At 53.3% G+C, this 24005-nt stretch carries 21 protein-coding genes; 1 reads left to right on the forward strand and 20 read right to left on the reverse strand.

Annotation, left to right across the window (positions count from 1 at the left end):
• Positions 1 to 29 precede the first annotated feature (29 nt).
• The 20 genes from ACQE2I_RS12185 to hemA all read right to left on the reverse strand — a co-directional run bounded on the left by ACQE2I_RS12185 (position 30) and on the right by hemA (position 21962).
• Positions 30 to 2228: a hypothetical protein gene (locus ACQE2I_RS12185; protein WP_427028355.1), complete on the reverse strand. Its 2199-nt coding sequence runs from the start codon at positions 2226 to 2228 to the stop codon at positions 30 to 32.
• A gap of 57 nt (positions 2229 to 2285) precedes the next feature.
• A complete protein-coding gene (locus tag ACQE2I_RS12190; protein ID WP_427028356.1) occupies positions 2286 to 4502 on the reverse strand; it encodes a hypothetical protein in 2217 nt (738 codons plus the stop codon).
• Between the two features lie 41 nt (positions 4503 to 4543).
• A complete protein-coding gene (gene rfbC, locus ACQE2I_RS12195) occupies positions 4544 to 5092 on the reverse strand; it encodes a dTDP-4-dehydrorhamnose 3,5-epimerase (RefSeq protein WP_427028357.1) in 549 nt (182 codons plus the stop codon).
• A 254-nt stretch (positions 5093 to 5346) separates the two neighbouring features.
• Positions 5347 to 6243, reverse strand: coding sequence for a glucose-1-phosphate thymidylyltransferase RfbA (gene rfbA, locus ACQE2I_RS12200; protein WP_427028358.1), 897 nt, complete (start codon positions 6241 to 6243; stop codon positions 5347 to 5349).
• A 140-nt stretch (positions 6244 to 6383) separates the two neighbouring features.
• The gene (locus ACQE2I_RS12205) at positions 6384 to 6551 is read right to left on the reverse strand and encodes a hypothetical protein (protein WP_427028359.1); all 168 of its coding nucleotides are present in this window, start codon (positions 6549 to 6551) and stop codon (positions 6384 to 6386) included.
• Between the two features lie 331 nt (positions 6552 to 6882).
• Complete coding sequence (locus tag ACQE2I_RS12210) at positions 6883 to 7173, reverse strand: GIY-YIG nuclease family protein (protein ID WP_427028360.1); 291 nt, start codon at positions 7171 to 7173, stop codon at positions 6883 to 6885.
• A 15-nt stretch (positions 7174 to 7188) separates the two neighbouring features.
• Positions 7189 to 8124: a dTDP-4-dehydrorhamnose reductase gene (gene rfbD / locus ACQE2I_RS12215; protein ID WP_427028361.1), complete on the reverse strand. Its 936-nt coding sequence runs from the start codon at positions 8122 to 8124 to the stop codon at positions 7189 to 7191.
• Complete coding sequence (gene rfbB, locus ACQE2I_RS12220; RefSeq protein WP_427028362.1) at positions 8121 to 9242, reverse strand: dTDP-glucose 4,6-dehydratase; 1122 nt, start codon at positions 9240 to 9242, stop codon at positions 8121 to 8123. The genes rfbD and rfbB overlap by 4 nt, the downstream gene beginning before the upstream one ends.
• Before the next feature lie 38 nt (positions 9243 to 9280).
• Complete coding sequence (locus ACQE2I_RS12225) at positions 9281 to 10189, reverse strand: ABC transporter ATP-binding protein (RefSeq protein WP_427028363.1); 909 nt, start codon at positions 10187 to 10189, stop codon at positions 9281 to 9283.
• 161 nt (positions 10190 to 10350) lie between these two features.
• Positions 10351 to 11091, reverse strand: coding sequence for a phosphoribosyltransferase (locus tag ACQE2I_RS12230; protein WP_427028364.1), 741 nt, complete (start codon positions 11089 to 11091; stop codon positions 10351 to 10353).
• A 59-nt stretch (positions 11092 to 11150) separates the two neighbouring features.
• Positions 11151 to 12554: an MBL fold metallo-hydrolase RNA specificity domain-containing protein gene (locus tag ACQE2I_RS12235; protein WP_427028365.1), complete on the reverse strand. Its 1404-nt coding sequence runs from the start codon at positions 12552 to 12554 to the stop codon at positions 11151 to 11153.
• Positions 12555 to 13003: 449 nt separating this feature from the next.
• The gene (locus tag ACQE2I_RS12240) at positions 13004 to 14101 is read right to left on the reverse strand and encodes a chain-length determining protein (protein ID WP_427028366.1); all 1098 of its coding nucleotides are present in this window, start codon (positions 14099 to 14101) and stop codon (positions 13004 to 13006) included.
• 3 nt (positions 14102 to 14104) lie between these two features.
• Positions 14105 to 14914: an ABC transporter permease gene (locus tag ACQE2I_RS12245; RefSeq protein WP_427028367.1), complete on the reverse strand. Its 810-nt coding sequence runs from the start codon at positions 14912 to 14914 to the stop codon at positions 14105 to 14107.
• A gap of 146 nt (positions 14915 to 15060) precedes the next feature.
• Positions 15061 to 16794, reverse strand: a complete 1734-nt coding sequence (locus ACQE2I_RS12250) for a polysaccharide biosynthesis/export family protein (RefSeq protein ID WP_427028368.1) — start codon at positions 16792 to 16794, stop codon at positions 15061 to 15063.
• Complete coding sequence (locus tag ACQE2I_RS12255; protein ID WP_427028369.1) at positions 16794 to 17201, reverse strand: DVU3141 family protein; 408 nt, start codon at positions 17199 to 17201, stop codon at positions 16794 to 16796. Before ACQE2I_RS12255 ends, ACQE2I_RS12250 begins: the two co-directional genes overlap by 1 nt.
• A 221-nt stretch (positions 17202 to 17422) precedes the next feature.
• Positions 17423 to 18178 (reverse strand): HesA/MoeB/ThiF family protein, encoded by a 756-nt coding sequence (locus ACQE2I_RS12260; protein WP_427028370.1) that lies wholly within the window; start codon positions 18176 to 18178, stop codon positions 17423 to 17425.
• A 3-nt stretch (positions 18179 to 18181) separates the two neighbouring features.
• Positions 18182 to 18682, reverse strand: a complete 501-nt coding sequence (locus ACQE2I_RS12265; RefSeq protein WP_071693864.1) for an Lrp/AsnC ligand binding domain-containing protein — start codon at positions 18680 to 18682, stop codon at positions 18182 to 18184.
• A gap of 33 nt (positions 18683 to 18715) precedes the next feature.
• Entirely contained in the window at positions 18716 to 19564 is an 849-nt protein-coding gene (gene prmC / locus ACQE2I_RS12270; RefSeq protein ID WP_427028371.1) for a peptide chain release factor N(5)-glutamine methyltransferase, read from the reverse strand.
• On the reverse strand, positions 19564 to 20652 hold the full coding sequence (gene prfA / locus ACQE2I_RS12275; RefSeq protein WP_427028372.1) for a peptide chain release factor 1: 1089 nt from the start codon (positions 20650 to 20652) through the stop codon (positions 19564 to 19566). Before prfA ends, prmC begins: the two co-directional genes overlap by 1 nt.
• The gene (gene hemA, locus ACQE2I_RS12280) at positions 20649 to 21962 is read right to left on the reverse strand and encodes a glutamyl-tRNA reductase (protein ID WP_427028373.1); all 1314 of its coding nucleotides are present in this window, start codon (positions 21960 to 21962) and stop codon (positions 20649 to 20651) included. The genes prfA and hemA overlap by 4 nt, the downstream gene beginning before the upstream one ends.
• A gap of 225 nt (positions 21963 to 22187) precedes the next feature.
• Here hemA and ACQE2I_RS12285 point away from each other — a divergent pair, with 225 nt between their 5' ends.
• Positions 22188 to 23963: a tetratricopeptide repeat protein gene (locus tag ACQE2I_RS12285; protein ID WP_427028374.1), complete on the forward strand. Its 1776-nt coding sequence runs from the start codon at positions 22188 to 22190 to the stop codon at positions 23961 to 23963.
• Positions 23964 to 24005 lie beyond the last annotated feature (42 nt).

Raw genomic sequence — 24005 nt, forward strand, 5'->3', positions numbered from 1 at the left:
ATTTTAATAAGGCTAAAAGCGAAGGGAAACTAGCCTTCTACTCTTAGGCTGTAAGTCGTAGAAAGTGTAAGCCACTCTGCAGATCGCTGGCGTGTTTGGAGCAGTTCTCCCCACTGGGCAACTAGCTCACTCTCCTGGGGAAAGTGGTTGCCTTCGATTACAATGTCTAGCCGCTGAGTTCTTAGCTGTTGTAGCAATAGCGGTAGTACAATTTCACGGCTATGGCCTGCCTGAGGTAGGGTTTCTCCTACAATGACCAAGATGCGAGCATTTTCGGGTAGCCATTGATTAAGGCGCTGCAAAGTGGTGTCTGCCGCGTAAAATAGTGCTACTGGCTCGTTAACTGTCTGGCACTCCACCCAAGGGGCGCTTACCACATTCACTGCTGGGCTAAGCCGTTTATTGTTGAGACTTTCTTTTAAGCTTTCGCAGGCCGCTTTGTTGTGCTCGATACTGATGATCGTTTGTGGCAAGTCGTCATGTGACACGGTCACTTCTTTGTGAGTCTCTTGTCTGTGGCCACTCTTACCAATGCGATTAGCTTCAGCACGGGCATTGATGATTCGCTGTGCTAACAGTTCCGTGGTTTCCGCTGCACCAAAAATCACCACAACATCAGGATTGTGAGTATCATAGTGTTCTAACAGAGCGGTTACATAGCTGGGCGGTAGTTTGGTACTTATTGGGCGCTGACCATACTGCAAGTAGTTGATCATCGCTTGCTCGTCTCGCTGCTGAAGGGCGCTACGCGTGACATGTTGGCCAAGTACATTTGTGGTTTGCTGAATGTAGGTACGCTGTTCACTGAATAGTGATTCCAGCTTGCTTTCTAACTGGCCGAACCGTTCATTACTGTGTTGCAATGCATCCAGTTGCCCATTTAGCTGATGAATCGTTGCATCTTTCTCATTCAGCATTTGCTGAGTGTCAGCTAGCTTGGTCTCAGCTTCTTCATGCTGTTTTTTGCGGTTGGCAAAATAGCTTTTGTATTTGTCGCGCTCTTCTTCGCGAGCCGCCAGCCCTTCTTGAAGATTTTCGACCTGCACTTGCTGTTTTTTAAGCTCCGCTTCTAGGCCCTTGACTACTTCAGAGCCCTCTTCGATTTTTTTCTGAGCTTTTTTGCCAGCATGTTCAGCGTCTTGATACTGCTGTTCAAGTGTTACAAGTTTCTGCTGCGTTTCTTCAAGCTGCTGCTTGATTTCTTCATGCTCTTTCTGGTGCTGCTGGCTGCTCTTAAGCGACTGGTTGAGTTGCTTTTTCAACGTATCGCGTTCTTCGGTGAGCTGGTTAAGCTGTTTTTGAAGCTCGGCTAGTTGAGCTTCTTTTTCTTTCACTGCCCGATCATCGGTCGACTTGTTTGCTAATTTCTGTTGCTCAGCTAATTGCTGTTCTAGCTTTTTATATTTTTGTTGCAGTTGTTCATACTTGCTGTGTTGCTGATGCAACTGTTCTTCGCTATCTTTTAGGCGCTTTTGCGATGCCGCTTCCCGCTGTTCTAGTGCCTTCAAGCTTTCCGCTTGTTCTGTGGCTTGCTTGGCGAGCTGTTGTTCTGCTTCTTGTTGCGCTATTTTCAGCTGTTTTGCTAGTTTCGCGCTGCGCTTGGCTTCTTCTTGCCAGCGGTGATAGTAGGCATGACGCGTCAGTTGAAGCAGGGGGAGATCTGGGTCGTCTTCATTACGGGCCTGTAGCTCAAAACCGTGCTCTTGACACCAAGTCAGTATCTCGTCTATTTCTGGCATGCCGTGGTAAAGCGGAACAGCCCCCACTCTTAACCACAATGCCTTGATATGTTGGTAGCGTTGGTTATTCGCTAGCACTTGTAATACTGGCCACACCAGTTCTGGTTGTTCAACCACCAAGGCGCCAATTTCTTGAACTTCCGTCTCTTTCTCTAGTTCGCCTAGCTGAGCTTCGACCCCCACCAGTGGTTGTTTGGCGCTTTCTATTAGCTCTAACCCCGGATAAAGGGTATAGAGGCCCGAGGCGGGTTGGCTGGCGTTGAATTCCGGCAGGTTAAATTCGTAATACGGTAACTCACCGCTGGTTTCTGCTAGCTTTATGATTTGCTGGCTAGCGTGGGGAAATGCTTCCTGCACCTCTTGCCATTGCGCTTCATTTTCTAAGGGCGTTATGAACAGCGCATGTTCGGCTTTATTATGGCTGAGTAATGCAAGTGTTTCTGGCCGAATGGGGCCAATATAAAGAAAGTTAGCGCGGGTCGTTGGCATAATGGTCACTTCTATTTGCTTGTGCCTGGCTTATCTATTTAAGCCCAACATTACTTGTTATCTGGGTGCTGGCAACTGCTGTTGCGGCCTGGCGGGCAGACGCTCTTCATGCTGGCCGTGGCGCAAATAGTGGAGCAATGGGTTCTGGCCTGATTCAGCAACATCCGGGTATTCACTGAGATAGAAGTAAGTATCAAATTTGTCGCTTGGGTTGCGGCCTTCAATGGCTCCAAACTTTAGGTAGTGTTCGGCTGGCGCAATGCCCGACGTTTTTACATCGGGGTATTCTTCGTAATACCACTGTGCATCAAAGAAGCCACTTTCATTAATAATTGCGACTTGCTGCGGTAAGGCTCGTTTAAACGGGCGGCTGTAACGGTATGCCGCGGCTGCATTGCGATGCCCGCTTACCCGTAACCATAGAAGAACGCTTTCGTACTGGTGCCGCTCTAACTGGTATTGCTGTTTTAGCACATTAAGATTTTTTTGGCGGGTCTCTGCTTGCTGCTTGAAGTGATCGTGGTTCTCAGCGGTTTTAATCAGTTGCTCTTGAACGTCGTGTAGTTGAGCAATGATGAGTGCTTTTTCCGAACGCTCTTTCTCGAATTGATGTTGCTGTTGCTTTGCTGCCTTATCCTGCGCTGTTAGCTGCTTATCAAGCACTGCCTTGTCTTTCAGAACAGCTTCTTTTGCGTTTTGTTCGTGGGCAAGGGTTTCTTGAGTGCTATGCAACTGCTCAATTAAAATAACTTTTTCTGCTTCTACAGCAGTAAGGCCCTTTTGAAGTTGATTCGCTTGCTTTTCCACCGCTGCAAACTGCTCAGACAACTCACGGTTGGCTTTTTGGGCGTTAATTCTTTCAGCCGTTTCACGAGCAAGTGCCTCTTGGATACTATGAAGCTCTTCTACAATAACTGCTTTGTCTTGGGTTAGCTGTGTGCACTCTTGTTTTAATTTCTTGGCTTGCTTTTCAAAGTCTGCTTGTAGATTATGGGCTTGCTGCACTTTCTCAATCAGTTGCTGCTCTTTTAGCTTAGCGCTAGCCGTTACTTTGCTAAGGTCTGCGCTCTCTTCATTCAGCTGGCTGATGGCTTGCTTATACTCTTCAAGCTTTTCTTGTTGCCTTTTGGTTTTATTTCTCAACCAGTTCAACTTGACCTCTTTTTCATCAAGGCCTTCTGACTGCTGCTGATTTTTGAGAATGGTTTGTTCCAGAGCTTCTTGCACTTTCATTAGCTGCTCTAGGAGGGCTGCATTTTCTTCTTCCATGCTGTGTGCATGATCTTGAAGGCGCGCTTTGTCTTGTTCCAGCTTAGTATTTTGCTGCTGATGCTCTGCTGTGTTCTCTTCTATGGCTTGCTGCACGCTGGTTAATTGCTCTAATAACGCAGCGTTCTCTTTTTCGACGTTGTGAACCTGATCTTGCAGCTTATCTTTGGTTTTTTCAGTTTCAAGCAGTTGAGCATTTTTTTCAGATAAGCGCTGGCTTACTTCAGTTACTTGTTTCTGAGCCTGTTGACTACGCGCCTGCTCGTTAGAGTGATCTTCTTTCACTTGTGCAAGCTGCTGTGTTAACTGCTCACTGCTTTCCTGTGCTTTTGTTAGTTCAGTTTTCACAGCGTGCAACTGAGTTACCAGCGTTTGATGCTGCTGCTGTTCGTTATCCAAGTAATGCAGGCTTTGTTCAACCATATCCACTGCTGGCATTTGCCAGGAAGCGGTACCTGAACTGCTTGCTTTAAGATAGTTATAAGCTTGCTGGAGCAGGCTATCTTCTTGGGTTAGCTGGGAAGCCATTAAGCGGTAAAGCGGCGCAATATGTTCAAGCGACAGGTCAACCACTAAGGGAAGCTCTTCGCTGGCAGGCGCACTGGGTACATAACCAATCAGTGTAATCTGGCGACGCTTTGTCTTATAGAGCTTGAGGATAAGGTCTGCTTGGTAGCTCCATTGCCATAACGCTTCTTTCGGGCGGCCTTCAGCTTGTAGGCTAGCCGCTAGCCATGCACTCGGGTGTGGCCAGGCAATAATGCATTCGTGGGTGGTATCTTTTCTTAGCCAATGCTCTAAGGTGGCTGAGGCTTCTTCATTAAACGCCGCAATCACAAGCGATTGGCTTTCAGAGGCGCTGGCATCATCGATACTGGCTTGACTGATGCTGGGCTGCCCATTCGCGATGTCGCTTAACGTTAGTTCAGTCGCGTTTTTCTCGCGCACGGCGGCGCCTGATTCAGCTTTAAATTTATCTATTCCTACGTACACGACTAAGGACATGGTGAGAGCAGCTCCATTCTCTTCTTTTTCAATCGTTAATTTTAATTAAAACGCGGGGCATTTGGCAAACTTAAGCCTTGTGTATCTTTGGCAGAAAGTACCGGAGGTTGCTGGTTTGCCAGGGGCCACTGAATATTAAGGGTGGGGTCATCCCAACGCAGCGACACTTCATCCCCAGGGGCGTAGTAATCGGTGCATTTGTACTGAAATTCGGCTTCTTCACTGGTGACATAAAAGCCATGGGCAAAGCCGGGGGGCACCCAAAGCATTTGTTTGTTGTGTTCGCTGAGCGTTGCGCCAACCCATTGGCCGAAGGTTGGCGAGCTTTGGCGCATATCTACCGCCACATCGAAGACTTCGCCTTGCGTTACCCGCACTAGCTTGCCTTGAGGCTGTTGGTGCTGGTAATGCAGCCCTCGCAAAATGCCATGGGCGGATTTGCTGTGGTTATCCTGCACGAACGTGTGTTGACCGCAGTGGGCTTCGAATTCGCTTTGGCGAAAGGTTTCCATGAAGAAGCCGCGCTCATCGCCAAATACTTGAGGGGTGAGCAGGACTAGATCGGGAATGGCGAGTTTTTCGTAGAGCATGGTCTTTCCTTTTTAGCCACGGACACTCACTGAAAACATGAGGGAGTTCGCCACGGACGCTCACGGAAAACACGGATAAGGGCAAAACCTTAATTTGGTTTTTTCTGTGCTTTCCGTGAATTCCGTGGCTGAAGCCTTTGATTTGCCACAGACACTCACTGAAAACACGGATAAGGGCAAAATCTAAATCTTGTTTTTATCCGTGTTTTCCGTGAGCGTCCGTGGCATACATAGGTGTCTTCCGTGGCAAACTTTTACTTTTGCGGCTTTTGCTTGAGTAGGCGCTGGAGGTATAGGCCGTACTGGGTTTTGGAAAGCGGCTTGGCGAGTGTGGCCAGGCGCTCGTCATCGATCCAGCCGTGTTGCCAGGCGATCTCTTCCAGGCAGGCGATTTTTAGACCTTGGCGGTGTTCAATGGTTTGCACGTATTGGCTGGCTTCTAGCAAGCTGTCGTGGGTGCCGGTGTCTAACCAGGCAAAGCCGCGGCCAAGGCGTTCTACGCGTAAATCACCACGCTTTAGATAGGCGTTATTCACACTGGTAATTTCTAGCTCGCCACGCTCTGATGGCATTACGTTTTTAGCGATTTCAACAACATCGTTATCGTAGAAATATAAGCCAGTAACAGCATAAGCCGACTTGGGCTTTCTCGGTTTCTCTTCGATAGAGATCGCGTGGCCCTGCTCATCAAATTCAACTACGCCAAAGCGTTCAGGGTCTTTCACCAAATAGCCAAATACCGTCGCGCCCGATGTGTGCGAACTGGCGCGCTTTAGCTGATCGGAAAAGTGCTGCCCATGGAAAATGTTGTCGCCTAGTACCAAGCAAACGGGGCTTTCGCCGATAAACTCTTCCCCAATGATAAACGCTTGGGCTAGGCCATCGGGGCTCGGCTGCTCTGCGTACTCTAGGCGAATGCCAAAGTCTTCGCCGGTGCCTAGTAGGTTTTGGTACTGGGGAAGGTCTTCCGGCGTTGAGATAATCAGAATATCGCGGATACCTGCCAGCATAAGCACCGAGATCGGGTAGTAGATCATCGGCTTGTCATAAATTGGCAGGAGTTGCTTAGATACACCGCGGGTAATGGGATGTAACCGCGTGCCCGAGCCACCGGCCAAAATAATGCCTTTTCTTTGTGAGCTTTGGCTCATAGTCATCCATTAACCTTCTGTCCTGTCATTCCCGCATGCCTTTAGCGGGAGTCCAGTTTGAGTTTAGTACGTCGGCCTCAGCAAGTAAGGTCAAGGTGGATTCCCGATAAACCCACTCGGGAATGACACTTTACACCTCGTCATTCCCGCATGCCTTTAGCGGGAATCCAGTTTGATGTTAGTACTCCGGCTTCAGCGGGTAAGGTCAAGATGGATTCCCGATAACCCCATTCGGGAATGACGGGGTGTGGCTTATCGGGAATGATGCCTAATGACTGCCACTCCCCGCGTGCCTGCCGTTCTGTCATTCCCGCGTGCTTTTAGCGGGAATCCAGTTTGATTTTAGTACTTCGGCCTCAGCGGGTAAGGTCAAGGTGGATTCCCGATTACCCCGCTCGGGAATGACGGGGGTGTGGTTGGCGGGAATGACGGGGTGTGATGCCCCGCTGTCATTCCCGCATGCCTGTCATCCAGTCATTCCCGCGTGCCCTTAGCGGGAATCCATTTTGACCTTGGTTTGCGGGCTACAGCAGCAAAGGTCAAGGTGGATTCCCGATTACCCCGCTCGGGAATGACAATTTCTACTCCGTCATTCCCGCGTGCTTTTAGCGGGAATCCATTGTGGTTCTGCTAGCTAGGCTAAAGTATGTCAGGGTAGAGGTCTTTCCAGTGTGGGTTGTGATTTTCGATTAACTGGATTTTCCACGCTCTGTTCCATTGTTTGAGTTGCTTCTCGCGTTTTATAGCCGCTTCCATATCACTTGCTTGTTCAAAGTATACGAGTTGGTTGATTGCATACTTTGCTGTGAAACCATCGTACGGCTGTTGCTTGTGCTGCCATGCTCGCTGGGGCAAGTTGCTGGTCACTCCAATATAAAGTGTGCCGCGTTTTTCACTGGCCATTATGTATACGCAGGGCTGTTTTTGCATGACTTAACGGTAGAGCTACTGATCCAGATATTCACGCAATGTCAGTCCCAGCTGGCTTTGCCAGGCGGGCATTGTAATGCCTAGTGCGCTTTCTAGCTTGCTTAGCGCCATGCGCGAATTTAGCGGGCGCTTGGCGGGTGTTGGATATTCGGCTGTGGGGATGCCTGCGGTGCTTTCAGGCGTAATCGCTAGTGCCTCCCCTGCTCCACGGGCTTGGTTGAAAATTTCGCTAGCGAAGCCGTGCCAGCTGGTTTCCCCCCTGGGGGCTAGATGGTAGATACCTGCGGGGATGTGAATGGTGAATGGTGAATGGTGAATGGTGAGGGGTGAATTGTGAGTGGTGAGTGGTGAGTGGTGAGTAGTGAACGCTAGCGCGGTGACTTGGGCGATTAGGCGTGCTGGGGTGGGCGCGCCTATTTGATCGTTGACGATATTGAGCGCTTCCTTCTCGCGGCCCAGGTGTAGCATGGTTTTCATAAAGTTGTTGCCACGGGCGGCGTATACCCAGCTGGTGCGAAAAACCAGGTGGCTGGCACCGCTGTTAACAACCGCTTCATCTCCTTCTAGCTTGGTTTGGCCGTATACGCTTAACGGGCCAGTGGGGCTGTCTTCTTGCCAGGGTGTTTCGCCGTTGCCTGGGTAAACGTAGTCTGTTGAGTAGTGCACCAGGGGGATGCCCTGCTTCGCTGCATATTCCGCTAGCTGCGCGGGTAGCTCGGCATTTAGGCGTTTGGCCTGCTGTGGCTCGCTTTCGGCTTTGTCTACTGTTGTGTAGGCGGCGGCGTTGAGTATTAAGCCAGGCTGATGTTTGGCAAGGTAAGCATCTACGGCTTCGGCGTTGGTTAAATCGAGCTCTTGGCGTGTCGGGGCCAAGATAGTGCCGAAAGGGGCAAACTGGCGCTGGAGTTCAAAGCCTACTTGGCCATTACCACCGGTGATGAAGATATTCATGAAATACTACCTAGCCGCTGGCCTTGGTAGCTGCCGTCTTGTACGCGTTTCCACCAGGTTTCGTTGGCAAGGTACCACTGCACGGTCTTGCGTAGGCCGGTTTCGAAGGTTTCTTGCGGCACCCAGCCTAGCTCGCGTTCCATTTTGCTGGCATCGATGGCGTAGCGTACATCATGGCCGGGGCGGTCGGTGACGAACTTTATCAAGTCGCGGTAAGAAGCTTCTTGGGGTACCAGCTCTTGCAGTAAATCACATAGTGTTTCTACTACGGTCAGGTTGGCTTTTTCGTTATGCCCACCGATGTTGTAGGTCTCGCCTACCTGCCCTTCTGTGGCTACTTTGATCAATGCGCGGGCGTGGTCTTCTACATAGAGCCAATCGCGGATTTGCTGGCCATTGCCGTAAACCGGAAGCGGCTTACCGGCTAAGGCGTTGAGAATCATCAACGGGATCAGTTTTTCTGGGAAGTGATATGGCCCGTAGTTGTTAGAGCAGTTGGTGATCAGTGTGGGGAGGCCGTAGGTACGCTGCCAGGCGCGTACTAGATGGTCTGAACTGGCTTTACTGGCTGAATATGGCGAGCTGGGGGCGTAGGGGGTTTCTTCAGTAAAGAGTGAGTGGTGAGTAGTGAGTGGTGAGTGGTCACTACTGGCCCGTTTCGATTCACTATTCACGATTTTCGATTCACCTAAATCACCATACACTTCATCCGTACTGATGTGGTGGAACCGGAAAGCGTCGCGACGCTCGCCTTCCAAGCTATTCCAGTAGCCACGAGCGGCTTCTAACAATACGGCGGTACCTACCACGTTTGTTTGGATAAACTCAGCCGGGCCGTCGATAGAGCGGTCTACATGGCTCTCTGCTGCAAGGTGCATCACTACATCGGGCTGATGTTGTTTAAACAGCTGCTGCATTGCGTGCGCATCGCAAATATCCGCCTGCACGAAGGTGTAACGTTCGTTGCCCTCAACACTCGCAAGCGATTCTAAATTACCTGCATAAGTAAGTTTATCTACATTCACTACACGGTGGGCTGAATGTTGAATAAGCTCGCGTACAACTGCTGAGCCGATAAAGCCAGCACCGCCGGTAATTAAAAATGTCTTGGTGTTCATATGTTTCTTAATGGATGGTAGTGATGTAAATACAATAATCAGGCTGATTTGCGTTTTTCTTCACGCTGCTGCTCTTGCAGGCTTTCAAGATGCTCCCGGGCTCTTCGCGCTTCTTTACCGCACTTTTGCACCTCTTTTTTGGCGGCGGCAATATCTTGCTGGGGAGCGTCCTGTTCTTGAAATTCTTTTAATGTTTCCTGTGCGCCTTTTAGTGTTGCGTGACAGTCTTGCAGATAGCGACGAGCACTGGGTACGTTTGCCGGTAAAGCGGTGCCATTTTTCTTGGCGTCAGAATCCGCATGGTAGGTATCAATGGCTTCGTTAATATCGTCGTACCAATGGGCTTTGCCTTGTTTGAGGTAAAGGCCTGCCTGACAAAGGTCACGCAAGATACCTTCGCCGTGAGACACCATAATCAGTGAGGCTTGGCCGATTTTGGAATTAAACAGCTCTTTGGCTTTGGCTTTAAATGCCCTGTCGCCTACGGCGGTGGCTTCGTCGGAGATGTACACGTCAAAATCAAACGCTAATGAAAGCCCGAAAGAGATCCGTGATTTCATACCGGATGAATAGGTGCGAATCGGTTCATCGAATGAGCTGCCGATTTCAGCAAAGTCTTCTACAAACTGAATCACCCGCTTTACTTCCGCAGGGCCACTGCCTTGCACGCGGGCCACGAATTTAACGTTCTGCCTTCCCGTCATGTTGCCCTGCATACCACCTGAAAGCCCCACTGGCCAGGAAACCCGACTATGGCGGATGACTTCGCCCCGCTCTGGCGTATCCATACCGGCGATAAGGCGCAGCAGCGTGGATTTACCCGCGCCGTTGGCACCAATCAACCCCACGCTCACCCCAGTGGGGATCGTTAGGTTGATGTCCTTGAGTACCCAATCGCTGCCGTGGTGGTTGTGGTAGCGCTTGTAGAGGTTACGGATTTCAATCATTGAGGGTTAGAGGCCATTGATGTCTTTGCAGTTTTACAGAAGCCACTTCGCATTGCATGGTTCGGGTGACAACGTCGGGCGGCTTCGCGGATGCCTCGCTACTCGCCACGAGAATCCTCTTAGCGCGGGGCAACAGACGAATATAAGCATTAAGCAATCACTTACTCGCAACTCGCGCTTGAATAATTTTTTGATAGTAAGCGCTTAGCTGTCTCTTTTTCTGCCTTAACGCATCGATTTCTGATCTCGTCAGCGGTTCTAAAGCCGACGAGATAACTTGATTCGTTGGCGGTGAGGGCCGAGGTGTGTATTCCGAAAATGCTTTTGATTTCATTAGAAAAGCGCTCCTCCAATAATTGAGTATGCTTTTTTAAAGCTCGAAATTTCTTTGAACGGCCTGCATTGACTAGCAGTATAGACCCAATAACGCTTCCACCATTCATGAGAACGTAATTAGCTAGCTCAGCTAAGGTGCTGCCCATGCTGGTCACATCATCTACTAGTACATAACAGCCGCCATGCTGAACAGTTCCCTCGAATGACGGCCTTGCAATTAGTCTTTCCATAGGGTCAGCCCCGGTATGAAACACTTTTTGCAGTTGGACAATATCTGTCTCACTAATACCGTCTAGCACCTCTGCGCACATCAGCGAAAGAATTAAGGGCAACGCATTATCGCCTGAAGCCTCTTTGGCGTAGGGCGATACAAAGACACTCCCTTCAGGAATCTCATTTTTAAGAGAGATCAAAAATTCAAGGGCCAAATCATCCACCAGCTGTAAAGCAGCGCCAGCGTCTCCCGATTTTGCAGCTCTATAGTCAGAATGTTGCTTTATATCCTTATCGCTGCTGAAACAATGAAAATGTTTCGTTTCTTTTGGAAACGCATACACTCTATCCATTGTTATTTCTCAACATAGGATACTGATAGGTTCTCGAAGCTGGGAGCCGAACAAATAGGCTAACCATTCAACACCCTCACTTGTTTTCCTTTGCGATGATAGAGGCTTTCAAGTTCGTTTTTGAGTGCTGCGCGGGCGGTTTGTTCGCCGTGTACTAGGCGGATGGTGTGGGGCCAGCGGCGCATGCGTTTGACGAAGTTGAGTAGGTCTTTTTGGTCGGCGTGGGCGGAGTAGCCGCTGATGCTGCTAACACCTGCTTTGATGTCGTACCGCTCGCCGTCGATGTTTACCCAGCCGCCTTGTGGGCCGTATTGCTGAATATCCCGCCCTGGCGTGCCTGCGCCTTGGTAGCCCACAAACAGTACTTGGTGGCGTTCGTCGCCGAGCATGGCTTTGAGGTAGTTCATAATGCGCCCGCCTGCACACATGCCGCTGGCGGCTATCACTACTGCTGGGCGCCCTGTTTTGGCTAGGTACTCCACCGTTTGCTCGTGCTCGGCGTGGCTGTCCACGGTGTAGAGATTGGCAAAGCTGAGCGGGTGGCGGCCGCTGCGCAAGCGGCTTTGGGCTTCTTTATCCCAGTAAGGCTTCAGCTCGCGGTATACCTGAGTAAAACGTGCGGCTAGCGGGGAATCGACAATGACTTCCATCGATTGCCATTGGGGCGAGCGCGCTTGGTGAATAACGGTTTCTAGTTCGTAGAGCAGTTCTTGGGTACGGCCAATGCTGAACGCAGGCACCATCACCGTGCCGCCGTTAGCGAGTGCTTGCTCCACGGCGGCCTTCAGGGTAGCGCGGCGCTGGCGGCGGTCTGGGTGTCGGCGGTTGCCGTAGGTGCTTTCGAGAACCAGCTGGTCGCAGCCGTGGGGCGATTTAGGTGCAGGTAGTAGCGGTGCATAGGGGGCGCCTAGATCACCGGAGAACACGACGCGCTCTTTTTGGCCGGTGGCGGCATCCTGATAGCTCACTTCTACGTAACTGGAGCCTAGAATGTGCCCTGCCCGCTTTAGTTTTACGCGTGTTGTTCCTGAGCTGGGGCCGGTGTGGTCGCTTACTACAGAGTGCCATTTGCCGTAAGGCACGCTAACAATTTGCTTTTCGAGCTGAGCTTGAAAGCGCTCGATTAGTTGGGCGTTGCGGGTGAAGCCGATTTTTAGTGCGTCTTCAATCACCAGGGGCAGCAGCTTGGCCGTGGGGATCGAACAGATGATGGGGCCGGTGAAGCCTGCAGCCAGCAGGTAAGGCAGCCTGCCCACGTGGTCGATATGTACGTGGGTGATAATCAGCGCTTTAACGGTGCTGATATCGAACTCAATTTGCAGCTGCTCGAAGCTGTCTTCCGCGGCGTCCTCCCCTTGGAAGAGGCCGCAATCTACCAGTAGCGATTCCTGTTGGTTGAGAATCAGTTGGTGGCAGCTGCCGGTTACGCCAGTGGCCCCGCCGTGGTGGATGATGTCGAGCATTGCAAAACCGTGAGTTGTGAGTTGTGAGTTGTGAATTGTAAGTCGTTTGGCGTCAGCGCACCCGTGGTTGTAGCGTGGAGCGGTGCCGGGGTTTTGGTTATGTGCCGTTGGGCGTCGTTCCGCCGCCATTCGCGGGTGCCTCGTTTGCTCGTTCCTCGCAGACTCGTTACCACGCGCTACGGGTCGTGCTTCCACTGTGTTCTGTGCATGCGTGATTTAGTAGCGCGTGGTAAGCCTCAGGCGCACCCGCGGGAGCAGCGCGGAGCGGTGCCGGGGTTGGCTCTTGCAGGCAGGGTTGGTTCGGTGCCCTAGGGCGTCGTTCCGACGCCTCCCGCGGGTGCCTCGCTTGCTCGTTCCTCGCAGACTCGTTACCACGCGCTACGGGGCCTTCACGATTCACGATTCACTACTCACCTTTCACCCCTCACTACTCACACTTCACCCCTCACCTAATCCCTGTGATCCTTGATGATCATCATCAGCATGCTGAGGATGAAGGCGAGGAAGATGGTGATGATGGCGAATACGCTGCTGTTGTAGAGGCGGCTGGGCTCGGTGGGGTATTCCGGCATTAGCGGGCTTTGCAGCACGCTTACCTGCTTGAGCTGGCGGGCGGCTTCTAAGCGGGTGTTTTCCAGTGCGGCGAGTGCGCTGGAGTAGGTTTCCTGGGCGAACTGTGCTTGTAGCTCTAGCGTTTCATATTGCGCTGATACGCTATTGAGAGAGTCACCTGATGCTTGGGCTATCCGTTCACGTTGCTCAACAATTTGGTCACGAAGTGCGGTGATATTACGCTCGACTTCACGCAATTGAGATGATTGCGTACTTTGGTAGCTGGCCAGCGCATTGCGCTGCGCTTGTAAACGAGCGAGATCCGCTTCTAGTGTGGCCACCACTTGATTGATGCTTGCCACGGTATCCGTTGGCGATACCAGCCCGTACTCGTTTTGGTACGACAGCAATGCTTGGCGGGTTTCGGTAAAGCGCTCATCCAGGCGCACCATTTGCCGCTCTAGAAAGTGAACCTGCTCGTCGGCTAGGCGATGCCCCATTTCATTCATATGGTCTTCACCGGCTTCTAGCAGCAGCGTGGTCATTTTGTGGGCAAATTCAGGTGTATAGCCCTGCACTTCAATGTTCAGTACGCCTGCATACTCGTCTAGCTCTACCTCTACCCGGCGCAGGTAGTATTTATGCAGGTTTTCAATCGGCGTGTCACGATCGTGCAACTTAGCGAAGATATCACCGTGCTCGGTGTAGTGTTCACGAATGTTGAGCTCTTCATCCAGGCGGCGCAGCATATCTACTGAGAGTAAGTGTTCACGCAGTAGCAGCAGGTCTTGGGTATTTCCACTACCACCGCCCATTAAGGAGGATAAACTAAATTCAGGCGTTGCAACTTGAGGGCTTTCCAACACTACTGTGGCGCGTGAAACATAACGATCCTGCGCCCAAACAAACCAGTAAAATGATACGAGTAAAATGGCAGCGATGGCGACGGCCCAGTGTGGCGATTTTTTTACAAAACGACGTAACGAACGTTGCATGGATTATTTTGCCTTTAAACGATCAATAAAGCGCAGGTGCATTACCAGCCCCAGGGCAATAAGAGTGAATGTAAACAACCAAAAATAGAGCATGCTGGTCCCATGAACCACCTGATAACCTTCAAAAAAGCCAAGCCGCAATATTTCAAGGCCATGAGGAATGGGGTTAAGCATTAAGTATTTAAGGAGCCAATGTGGCAAACTATTTAAGGGCAAAATGACCCCAGATAGGATCATTAAAGGCAAAGATAGCATACGTATTACTTTACCCACTTCAGGCACCAGCGTAGCGGCCACAGATGTTACCAACCCTAACCCAAGACCGAGTGACCATAATGATAGCCACGCCGCCATTGCTCTAATCGCATTATCTGGGTACAGATCCAGTCCCAGCATTAAGCCGCCGACAATAAAAATTAGAAAAACAAAACTGCGCAACATTCCTTCCAAAAAATTACGAGTTATTACAGGGTCTACGGGTTGCACTTGGCGATAAGCAAATAAAGCTTTATTGCCATCGATAGCCCCCATCCCCCTCATCATCCCTTCACGCACTAACCCAAATCCAAGTAGGCCTGCAATTAGCCAGGGAATAAACTCAGCGTTAACAACCAGCCGGTCTCCACGAATAAAGCTGCGTACGCCTATCATGATTCCAACAAAAGCCACAGGCTCAAAGATCATCCAAAACCAGCCCATACGGTCAGACATGGTGCGCGAAATAACTTCGCGCATAAACATGGCGTACCACACGCTGCGGGTTACCTGCCACGGCGTTCGGGCAGTTCTCGGCCCGCTGTTTATGTTATCCATAGCGTTGATTCGTTTGAAAATACCAAGACTGTTTCCTTAAACTGATGAAGGCGCCCTCGGTTGGCCGCGCCTCCATCGAGCTAATTCGCGGGTGCGCTGACGCTTACGCCGCGCTACAAAACACGTCACTCACCATTCACGATTATTTACAGATCGACCGCTACTTTGGTGGCCACGGCTACTTGGTAGAGGATTTGCGTAAGCGTAGAGGCTAGCTGCAGGTTGTGGGTGGGTGCAGCGGGCATTACCAGGATTTCATCGCCGGGGCGTAGGTTGACGTTGCGGGCGTTCTCGACCGCGCCGTTTTGGCGAACGATAAGAATGTGGTCGTCATCTGCGCGTTCGGTGAAGCCACCTGCGCCTTCGATGTAATCGATCACGCTCATACCGGGGCGGTACACTGACGCCTGGGGCACCAGCACTTCGCCACTGACCAGCATGGAGTCGCTGATTTCAGGAATGGTCACTACATCGCCATCCTGCAGGCGAATATCGGAAATGCGCCCGTCGTAGGCCACTACCAAACGGCCACTGGGCTCCAGCTCACTGGCACGGGCGATGAAGTCTTGAATCAGCTCGGCTTCTTGAACACGAATCTGGGCTTCTTCGTTGGTATTGGAAGGCGCGCCGAGGTAGGTAGTTTCCAGGCGGCGTAGGCTGTCTTCCAGCGATTGCGCCTGCTGCTCTTTGACGCTTTCCCGCTTGATTGAAACGCTTTCCACGGCGGTCATGCTTTCCGGCACGGCGATGGCATCCAGCAGTTCGCTTAGGTGGGCATCCCTGGGTAGCGCGTAGCGCGAGGGGCCGTAGTAGCTGCCTTCTACTTCTACCACAATGGTTTCGCTGCGCTGGTCGGAGCTGAACAGCACTTCGTCGCCACTACGAACCGTTTGGCCTGCAAACATGTCGATGGGGAAGTATTGTGCGAGGGGGCCATCTTCACGGTCACCGCGTAGCAGGACGTGGGAAACGCCGCTTTTAAGCCGTGCCAGGTTTACCAGCTCGGCGCCGCTAAGCTGGTTGCCGATTAGCTCGTAGCGGTGTTCACGATGCACATCGCCACCCACGGCAATCGCTGGGCCGCGCTCTTCGATCACGATGGTGTCGCCATCCTGAAACTGCGGGCGGGCAATGCTGCCATTGAGCAGGAAGTCGTAAAGATCGACCGTGGCGACGGTGGTGTCATTGCGCACCACGCGCACCTGGCGGTAGCTGCCTAGGTCTTGGTCGATGCCGCCAGCTTGGTCAAGAAAGTAGAGCAGTGAGTCGTTGGGCGTACCGGCGTAGCGGCCGGGGCTTTCAACGTAGCCGGTCACGTAAACGGCGACCGGCTGAACGCCTTGCAGGTTGGTGTAGACCTCTACGTTATCCGGGTACACCGAGGTAATCGCGCTGCGCACGCTGCCATCTACTTGCTGGCTGCTTTGACCTTCTACATTCAGCGGGCCAGAGCCGGGAATGAAGATGTTGCCTTGGGCATCCACCGGTAGCACGCGGTCAAACTCAAACGCGCCCCAGGCGCGCACGGTGACTTGGTCACCGGGCTTGATCTTGTAATCCGGGTTCAGGCCATCACCCATGGCGCCACGAAAGCCACCGGTGAACAGGTTGGCGCCAAACGGTGGTAGCGTATCGGGGTTTTGCGGTGGCTGTGAAACCGGGCCGTAAGTGCCGCTGCGCCAGTCTGCACGGGGGGTATCGTTAACCTCTTCCTGGCCTGTGGCCCCTTGCCGCTCAGCCTGCTCGGGTAAGATGCTGTCGGAAAGGCTGAGCGACTGCGCCCAACTGGTGCTTGTGGTGAGTGTGCTGACCAGCGCAATGGAGGCCACGGCCATGGAGCGTTTGAGCGACGCGCGGTTAAGCAGTTTTAAAACGTTCATTAATTGCGCCCCTGTGATGTTTGCGCCACAACGCGTTGATTCACCCAGCCGTTCGGCGTTTTACACACCAGGGCGGCACCCGCGGCGTTGGTGCCTGCTTCGACTACTCGCAGCTTGCGGCACTCGCGCCCGCTGGCAGCCAGGTAGGCTGCATCGGCCACGACCTCGACGTTATCGCCCCAGGGGCTGCTGGTTACATTCATGATGGCACCGGCGGGGGCTTTGGTAAGAAAATCGTTGAGGCGTTCGTCTTGCAGCAACGTGGCGGGGTCATTATTGAGCACGTACTGTGCTTCTTGCTGGCTAGAGCCGGAGGGGTAAGAGGCGCAACCGCTGACCATGACTAAACTGAGCGCCGCCAGCAGCATGCGAGCTGGCGACACCATTGAACGTTGGGATAATGGCATAGTTAATTCCAAATTAAAGGCACGCTACCGCCCAGGGATCGTGACGGGCGTATTCCCTTGCCCTACTCTTCTGCGCGGGTGAATGTGGTGGTGCACAATACTCGTACATTTGCACCAGATCGCTATTATAGGGGAATAAGGCCGTCGTCTCTACATTGACAACCTCCAAACATCGACAACCTCCAAAAACCGTCAGGACGGATGTCACCGCCTGGCGGTCTTTAACGGTACGGGGCACATACTGGGCAAGCGGGGTCGCGAGGCACTTGAAAATGCCGCCACTGTCCGCTTAAAGCATCAAACGTAGACAACCCCTGATGGGCAGAACCTGCGCCACTTAGCAGCTTAAATACTTCCACCGCCTGAAAGCAGCCGATTAAGCCCACCAACGGCGCCATTACGCCATTTTCGGCGCAGCTGAGCGCTTCATCGCCACTCTCATCGGGTGGATAAAGGCAGGCATAGCAGGGGCACGCTGTAGCGCGGGGATCAAACACGGCCAGCTGTCCTGAAAAGCGAATGGCCGCCCCAGACACCAGCGGTACTGCGGCTTTTTGCGAGGCGGCATTGACCGCATAGCGGCTTGAGAAACGATCGGTGCAGTCCATTACCACATCCGCCGAAGCGACCAAGCGTTCAAGCGAGTCGCCTTCTACATGTTCGTCTACGGCCACGACATGGCAATGCGGATTGAGCGCCTGCATGCTGGCTTGGGCAGAGTGCGCTTTATTTAAACCTATACTGGCCTGCTGGTGGGCAATTTGACGCTGCAGGTTGGAAAGCTCGACCTGATCGGCATCGGCGATGGTGATGCGCCCAACGCCTGCAGCCGCAAGATAGAGCGCGGCAGGTGAGCCCAAACCGCCTGCACCGATAATCACGACATGGGCAGATTGCAGGCGCTCTTGGCCTTCGATATCCACCTCGGGCAGCATAATCTGGCGGCTATAGCGCAGCAGCGCCTGGTCGTCCATCATCGGTTACTTATCCTCAAATTCCTCGAAGGCGGGGACGTGCAAATTGAAGCTCTCTTTCACTTCTTCCATCACCACGTAGCTTTTTGACTCTTTCACACCCGGTAGTGTTAATACCACATCGCCTAATAGCTGCCGATAGGCGGCCATTTCGGGGATACGACATTTTAAGATGTAGTCAAACTGTCCTGAGACAAGGTGGCACTCTTGAATCTGCGGCAGCTTCTCGACGGCACGGCGAAACTCGTCAAATACCGCTGGCGATTGGGTTTCCAGGCTAATCTCGACAAAGACTAATAGATTGGCTTTTAAAGCGCGTGGATCAAGAATGGCCTGGTAACCACGAATAATCCCTGCTTTTTCCAAACGCTTAACGCGCTCAAGACAAGGGGTTGTGGATAAGCCCACTTCCGAGGCTAAATCGACGTAAGAAATACGCGCATTTTCCTGCAAGCAGCGCAGGATTTTGAGGTCGATACGGTCCAGCGTTCTATTTTTTGGTTTCATGGCAGGATCCAACACTGATGAATCAGGCAGTTATTAACGGTGGCCCAGGGTAACCCGTTCATGCCCCCCCAGGTCACGAATACTTTCAACGCTTTGATAGCCAGCGCTTTTAAGCGCTTTGCGCACCTTATCAGCTTGGCTGTAGCCGTGCTCAAGCAACAACCAGCCTGATGCGGTTAAGTAGTGCTGTGCAGACTGAACCAGGTGCAGTAGATCGGCCATGCCTTCGGCGTCAGCAACCAGCGCTGAGCGCGGTTCAAAACGCACATCGCCGGCGCTTAAATGGGGGTCATCGGCGGCAATATAAGGCGGGTTACTGACGACAATATTGAAACGCTTAGCTGTCTCTTCAAACGTCTCCAGCGCGTCGAACCAATCGCTTTGCAAAAACTGGGCATTGGTTATCGCTAGCGCCTGTGCATTACCGGTTGCCAGCTCGACCGCCTCTTCACGCACATCCACACCTAACACTTGCCAACCGGGCTGCTCGCTGGCAAACGCCAGGGCAATGGCGCCGGTACCCGTGCCAAGGTCGAGCATTCGGCCTGTGGGCTGGGCCACACAGCCAAGCGCCCGCTCGACGAGGGTTTCGGTATCGGGCCGGGGAATCAAGGTGTCAGGAGAAGTGGCTAGGCGTAGCCCCCAAAATTCGCGCTCCCCGGTCAGGTAGGCGACCGGCGTACCTTGGGCACGGGCAGCGATTAGCGCCTCAAAACGGGCCTGCTCCCGCAAGGGGCACGCTTTATCGCCCCAGGTGTATAGCCAAGTGCGGTCGCGCTCTAGCACATGGCAAAGCAACACTTCAGCGTCAATACGCGGCGAGCTAGAACCCGCCGCGTGCAAACGTTGGGCGGCCAGTTTGAGCAACGCGTCAAAAGACATTAAACGTCCTGAAGGGCTGAGAGCTGTTCCGCTTGATATTCGTGAATCAGCGGGTTGATCACGTCATCCAATTGCTCGCCGCTAACCACTTCATTGAGCTTATAAAGGGTTAAATTAATGCGGTGGTCGGTGATTCGCCCCTGGGGAAAGTTATAGGTGCGGATGCGCTCGCTACGATCCCCCGAGCCGACTAGCGAACGGCGTGCGTCCGCTTGCGTTTGGCGCTGGCTATCGACGGCGTTACGCTTGAGTTTCGCGGCCAGCAGCGACATCGCCTTGGCACGGTTTTTATGCTGGCTGCGCTCTTCTTGGCACTCAACCACTACGCCGGTAGGCAGGTGGGTAATGCGGATTGCCGAATCGGTGGTGTTAACGTGCTGACCACCGGCACCGCTGGAGCGGTAGGTATCAACGCGCAGATCTGACGGGTTGATATCGATATCACCGACGTCATCGACTTCAGGCATCACCGCTACGGTGCAGGCGGAAGTGTGAATGCGGCCCTGGGATTCGGTCGCGGGTACGCGCTGCACCCGATGGGCGCCGGATTCAAACTTGAGCTGGGCGTAAACGCCGTCGCCTTTGACACGAGAGATAATTTCTTTGTAGCCGCCCTGTTCACCATGACTGGCGTTGACTATCTCGACCCGCCAACCACGCTTTTCCGCATAGCGTGAGTACATGCGAAACAGGTCGCCGGCAAAAATTGCGGCTTCGTCGCCACCGGTACCGGCACGCACTTCCAGAAACACCCCTCGTCCATCGTCAGGGTCTTTCGGCACCAACAGACGTTTCAGCTCGATATCCAGCTCGGCTAACCGTTCACGCCCTTCGCTCAGTTCCATCTCCGCCAGTTCGCGCATGTCGGCGTCGCTATCGCGGCTAAGCTGCTCGGCTTCGTGCATATTGGTTTCGATATCACGGTAGCGTTGCCAGGCCGCCACCAGCTCCTCTAGCTCGGAATACTCGCGTGAGTAGTCGCGAAAGCGTTGCTGGTTATTGATCACTTCAGGATCCGACAGCAGCATCGCCAGCTCTTCAAAGCGTTCGGTAAAGCTGTCTAAGCGTTGGCGCAAAGTCTCTTTCATGCGGGCATATCATCCTTCTGGCGGTTAGCCGTGGGCGCAGGCGTGTTTTCAAAGGCTGGCTTGGCGGGCAACAGCAGGCGTGGTGCGGCATTCAGCAAGTCGTGATGCTCCTCGGAGGCTGCATCGCGTATGGACTGAGTGGGCTGGTGAAGCAGCCGATTGGTCAACTGGTGCGCTAGCCGCTCAATCACTTTAGCCGGGTCTTCACCGCGCGCCAGCCGCTCCAGCGCCTGGTCCCGCGAAAGGTCGCGCAACGCCTCGCCATGCTGGCGGTAGTCGCGGATCAGCTCACCGCCGTTGCGGATGCGTCGTTCGTGCTGCCAACTGCCGACCCCGTGCTCGATCAGCGATTCGGCTTGGTCGGCGGCGACTTGGCGATGGCGACGATTCTCTTGAATCACCTCTTCCAGGTCGTCCACGGTATACAGGAACACATCCGCTAACTCGCCCACTTCGGGTTCGATATCACGCGGTACCGCGATATCGACCATAAATACTGGCCGGTGGCGGCGTTTTTTAAGGGCACGCTCCACCATGCCTTTACCCAGGATAGGCAAAGGCGATGCGGTGGAAGAGATCACAATATCGGCATGTTCAAGGGCGTCAGGAATCTCTTGCAGGGTAATCGCCGCTCCCCCTAAAGGACCTGCCACAAGCTCAGCGCGCTCACGGGTGCGGTTGGCGACGGTCAACTGGCGAACGCCTGCTTCGTTTAAATGCCGAGCGACCAGCTCGATAGTTTCACCAGCACCGATTAACAGTGCACGGGAGCGGCTGAAATCGTCAAATATACGACTCGCCATACTGACCGCGGCATAGGCCACTGACACGGGGTTTTTACCGATGCCCGTTTCAGTACGCACCTGCTTGGCTATCGCGAAGGTGTGCTGAAACAGGCGTTCAAGCTCGCCGCCCAGCCCTTTAGATTGGCGCGCCTGCTGATAGGCGTCTTTTAACTGACCCAAAATCTGTGGTTCGCCCAGCACCATAGAGTCTAGGCCAACCGCAACGCGCATTAAGTGGCGCGCCGCATCGTTGTCTAAATAGTGATAGGCACAGCGTGTTAGCTCATCGACGCGCAAATTATGAAAGCGTCCGAGCCAACTGAGTACCGCTTGTTCACCCGCTGCATCCGTGACGCAGTAAAGCTCGGTGCGGTTACACGTCGACAGCACCGCCGCTTCACTAATTTGTGGCAGGTTACGTAATTCAGCCAACGCGGTATCAAGCTGCGTTGGCGTAAAAGCGACCTGCTCACGCACGGCCACGCTGGCGGTACGATGATTTATTCCCAGGGCAAGAAGCGTCATGCGGTTTGCGTCTTCGCTAGTGTGTCGGTCTTTGCGTTAATTGGGGCTTGCTTAAACAAGTCTTTGGCGTGCTTCGAGCACTGCCTATCAGTATGCATAAAATTTACTGACCACCTTTTCTAGGAGGAACATTCTATCACAGCAGGCGATCATCTGGCCCACACCACTTTGCCGCAGGCAGCCAAGCCGCTATGCTGAGCATCCGGCCACCTAATTGAGAGACGCATGTCACAACGCGCTAGATTACTGGGCTCACCCCTGCTGCCCCTGGCCATTACTGCCATTTTGCTAAGCGGTTGCCAATCTTCACCTCGGCTACAGGACAGCCCGCTCGGCACGTGGGCGGATGACCCAATGCACAATGCCCCGCCGATCACTCGTGGGCTGGACGCCGCGGGGTTAAGCGCACTGCTCGGTGCTGAGCTCGCTGGCCAGCGTGGCGATTATCGCTCAGCGAGCAAAGGCTATTTAGAAGCGGCGCAACGCTATCACGAACCGGCCCTTGCCGAGCGTGCTACCTTCGCCGCCCGCTTTGGCAATGAAGCCTCATTGATAGAGGCTTCTGCGCTGCGCTGGCGTGAGCTGGCTCCTCAAGCAGAAGCCCCCAATCGCCTGCTGGCGGCGTTTTCATTGCAGCGCGGTGATTGGCTCGACAGCCTTGAGCAGCGCTTAGCTATTGCTGAAGCTGGCGGCCATGGGGATATAACCGCCTTTGCTGAGATTGCAGTGGCTGAACAGGGACCATTAAGCTTAATTGCTGAGCAACTGCACGAACACCTGGCCCGCCCCAACGCCGACCAGTTAGCGCATCATAACGATGTATTGATAGGCACGGCCTTGATAGAGACCACTCTTGGCGACAGCGAACTTGCCCAGCGGCGGCTTGCTCAAGCCGAATTACTCGACCCCGAGTCCGCTCAATTATGGTTAGTGAAAGCGCGCTTGGCACTGGAGGTTGAGGATTACCCGACCGCTCAGCACGCGGCTCAACAAGGCCTGGAACTAGCACCTGACGACGTACGCTTTGTCTTGCTATTGGCCCAGGCGGAAATCCGCCTTAACAATATTAGTGCCGCTGAAATTCAAACCGATGCGCTACTCGCAAGCCACGGCGGCAATCAGGATCTGCGCTTATCGCTGGCCCAACTCTATCTGGAAGAGGGGCACCCGGCGCCAGCACAACGCTTACTACTGCCACTGATGGGGCAACCCGAGGCACCCAACTTAGCGTACTTCTTGCTCGGCATGATTACCCAAGAGCAAGGTGATACTGACAACGCTCTGCTTTATTACCGCCAAGTCACTGAGGGTGATGAATTTCTGCCAGCGCGCGCGGCCGCGGCGCAGTTGCTAATCAAAGCAGACCGCTTGCTTGATGCCCGTGCCTTCCTAAAAATTGAGCGAATGCGTTTCGATAGCTACTTTAGCGAGCTGGTCATGCTCGAAGTGCAGCTATTAGATGAACTCGGCCAACAACCAGACGCCAACGCCTTGTTAGACCGCGAAATCTCCCGCACCCCTGATGACCCTGCGCTACTCTATATGCGTGCCATGCGCCGCTGGGAAGCGGGAGACGTAGCGGGCATGGAACAGGATTTACGCCAAGTGCTGGACACCGACCCTAATAATGCCGAAGCACTCAATGCGTTAGGCTACACCCTGGCCGATCTCAATTTACCAGGGCGCCTGGAAGAAGCGTTTGACCTGATTGAACGCGCCTACGAAGCCGACCCTGACAATCCGGCCGTTCTCGACAGCATGGGCTGGGTCTATTTTCGGCTAGGCCAGCCGGAAGAAGCACTTGGCTGGCTTGAAAGCGCCTATATGCAATTGCCCGATCAGGAAGTCGCCGCCCATTTAGCAGAGGTATTGCAGGCACTAGGGCGCAATGAACAGGCGCGCCAGTTGGTCCAGCAAATTATGCAGCGCACAGACCAGCACCCGCTGATTGATGACCTGCTCAAGCGCCTCCCTGAACTAACCCCCTCAGGAACACCCTAACCGTCACCTTCTAAATGCAAGGGTAGCTATTCATAAGGGTAG

Source organism: Halomonas sp. H2 (genome assembly GCF_050215315.1).
In the GTDB taxonomy this organism is placed as follows: Bacteria; Pseudomonadota; Gammaproteobacteria; order Pseudomonadales; family Halomonadaceae; genus Vreelandella.

What these genes read in the sequence shown, in the direction of transcription:
- ACQE2I_RS12260 (WP_427028370.1), bottom strand. Translation starts at nt 18,178, where the DNA reads ATGATGGACGACCAGGCGCTGCTGCGCTATAGCCGCCAGATTATGCTG.
- hemA (WP_427028373.1), bottom strand. Translation starts at nt 21,962, where the DNA reads ATGACGCTTCTTGCCCTGGGAATAAATCATCGTACCGCCAGCGTGGCC.
- ACQE2I_RS12190 (WP_427028356.1), bottom strand. Translation starts at nt 4,502, where the DNA reads ATGTCCTTAGTCGTGTACGTAGGAATAGATAAATTTAAAGCTGAATCA.
- prmC (WP_427028371.1), bottom strand. Translation starts at nt 19,564, where the DNA reads ATGTCTTTTGACGCGTTGCTCAAACTGGCCGCCCAACGTTTGCACGCG.
- rfbB (WP_427028362.1), bottom strand. Translation starts at nt 9,242, where the DNA reads ATGAACACCAAGACATTTTTAATTACCGGCGGTGCTGGCTTTATCGGC.
- ACQE2I_RS12245 (WP_427028367.1), bottom strand. Translation starts at nt 14,914, where the DNA reads ATGGATAACATAAACAGCGGGCCGAGAACTGCCCGAACGCCGTGGCAG.
- rfbC (WP_427028357.1), bottom strand. Translation starts at nt 5,092, where the DNA reads ATGCTCTACGAAAAACTCGCCATTCCCGATCTAGTCCTGCTCACCCCT.
- ACQE2I_RS12255 (WP_427028369.1), bottom strand. Translation starts at nt 17,201, where the DNA reads ATGCCATTATCCCAACGTTCAATGGTGTCGCCAGCTCGCATGCTGCTG.
- ACQE2I_RS12185 (WP_427028355.1), bottom strand. Translation starts at nt 2,228, where the DNA reads ATGCCAACGACCCGCGCTAACTTTCTTTATATTGGCCCCATTCGGCCA.
- ACQE2I_RS12285 (WP_427028374.1), top strand. Translation starts at nt 22,188, where the DNA reads ATGTCACAACGCGCTAGATTACTGGGCTCACCCCTGCTGCCCCTGGCC.
- ACQE2I_RS12230 (WP_427028364.1), bottom strand. Translation starts at nt 11,091, where the DNA reads ATGGATAGAGTGTATGCGTTTCCAAAAGAAACGAAACATTTTCATTGT.
- ACQE2I_RS12205 (WP_427028359.1), bottom strand. Translation starts at nt 6,551, where the DNA reads ATGACAGAACGGCAGGCACGCGGGGAGTGGCAGTCATTAGGCATCATT.
- ACQE2I_RS12265 (WP_071693864.1), bottom strand. Translation starts at nt 18,682, where the DNA reads ATGAAACCAAAAAATAGAACGCTGGACCGTATCGACCTCAAAATCCTG.
- ACQE2I_RS12210 (WP_427028360.1), bottom strand. Translation starts at nt 7,173, where the DNA reads ATGCAAAAACAGCCCTGCGTATACATAATGGCCAGTGAAAAACGCGGC.
- ACQE2I_RS12235 (WP_427028365.1), bottom strand. Translation starts at nt 12,554, where the DNA reads ATGCTCGACATCATCCACCACGGCGGGGCCACTGGCGTAACCGGCAGC.
- ACQE2I_RS12250 (WP_427028368.1), bottom strand. Translation starts at nt 16,794, where the DNA reads ATGAACGTTTTAAAACTGCTTAACCGCGCGTCGCTCAAACGCTCCATG.
- ACQE2I_RS12225 (WP_427028363.1), bottom strand. Translation starts at nt 10,189, where the DNA reads ATGATTGAAATCCGTAACCTCTACAAGCGCTACCACAACCACCACGGC.
- rfbA (WP_427028358.1), bottom strand. Translation starts at nt 6,243, where the DNA reads ATGAGCCAAAGCTCACAAAGAAAAGGCATTATTTTGGCCGGTGGCTCG.
- prfA (WP_427028372.1), bottom strand. Translation starts at nt 20,652, where the DNA reads ATGAAAGAGACTTTGCGCCAACGCTTAGACAGCTTTACCGAACGCTTT.
- rfbD (WP_427028361.1), bottom strand. Translation starts at nt 8,124, where the DNA reads ATGAATATCTTCATCACCGGTGGTAATGGCCAAGTAGGCTTTGAACTC.
- ACQE2I_RS12240 (WP_427028366.1), bottom strand. Translation starts at nt 14,101, where the DNA reads ATGCAACGTTCGTTACGTCGTTTTGTAAAAAAATCGCCACACTGGGCC.